Consider the following 1,241-nt stretch of genomic DNA (forward strand, 5'->3'; position numbering starts at 1 on the left):
TCATACTCTGCAAGGACTGCATGGCGCCTTGCGAGCGGGCGAGCGACTGGTTGAGGCGCTCGATGTAGGCCGCATTGGCAAGGATCGCCTGGCCTTCGGCGCTGGCGAGGTCGATGCCCTTCTGGCGGAGCTGCTGCTCGGCCTGCAGCTGGGCGATGATGACGGCGCGCTGGGATTCGCCAATGCCGGCGAGGTTGATCTGCTTCTGTAATAGCTCGACCTGGTTGCGCTGGTTCTCCAGCGTCTGCAGTGCCGCGGCGCGCGCTTGCTCGCCATGGAGCCGGGCATAGGCGCCGCGCAGCGCATCGATGACTCGGCCGAGTGTCGCCTTGGCATCGCCCTCGGCGAGCGATTGCGCGATGATGAGCGGCCGCAGCGCCTGCTCGACCTGCATCTGCCGCTGTGCCTGCTCGGTCGAAAGCCGGCCGGCAAAAACGGCGTCATTAAGCCGCCGCTGCGCCGCAGCCTCGGCCCCGAGGTCGTTGACGGACTTGGCCGATTGCGCCGCCTGTTCAGCGATCTGCTCGCGCAGCAGATCGCGGGCGCGGCTCTCGACATCGACGCCATTTTGCACCGCCTCAGTCAGCGCCTTGCGGCGGACTTCGGCCTGCTGGGCAGCCGCGGCGCCCTTGAGCCAAGCGTCGGCGAGGCCAAGCGTCGCCTTGGTGTTGACGTCGAGGACCCGCGCCTGGTCGATCAGCGCCTGCGTTGCCTCGGCGCGCGCCTTGGCGCCGGCCCGGGTGATATCAGCTTCTGCAATGGCGACCGGGATCGCCTGCCCGGCGAGTTCCAGCCGGCGCCGCTCTTCGGCGATGGCCGCCTTCTGGGCCGGGGTCTTGGCGGCAAGGGCCTGGATTTCCAGCTCGTCGAGACGGCGGGCTTTCTCGGCCGGATCGAGCCAGGTCTGGATCGCGCGGGTGACCGCATCATAGGCGGTCTCGACCTGTCTGAGATCGGCGACCTTTTGCTTCGCGAGCGGATCACCGAGCGCGGTGCGAATCTGCGCTTCGCGTGCCCGCAGCGTCTGCAACTCTTCGAAGCCCGGAGTGAGATCGCGCGCCACCGTGCCGGCGCGGACCGAGAGCTCGTTCGCCTTGGCTTCCTTGGCGCGCTGCTCGATCGTGTTGAGCTTGGCTTCGATCTTGGCGATCTCGGCGTCGACCTGTGCCAGCATCCGCGTGTTGAAGTTGCGCGCCTGGGCGGCAAAGCGGGTCGGCGGGTTCTCGATCAGCGCCTGCAGG

At 68.0% G+C, this 1,241-nt stretch carries 1 protein-coding gene; it reads right to left on the minus strand.

Annotation, left to right across the window (positions count from 1 at the left end):
- A partial coding sequence (locus BGN91_RS11105; RefSeq protein ID WP_292613101.1) for a hypothetical protein occupies positions 1-1,241 on the minus strand: 1,241 nt, incomplete at both ends.

It is taken from the genome of Nitrobacter sp. 62-13 (genome assembly GCF_001896955.1).
Classification (GTDB): Bacteria; Pseudomonadota; Alphaproteobacteria; order Rhizobiales; family Xanthobacteraceae; genus Nitrobacter.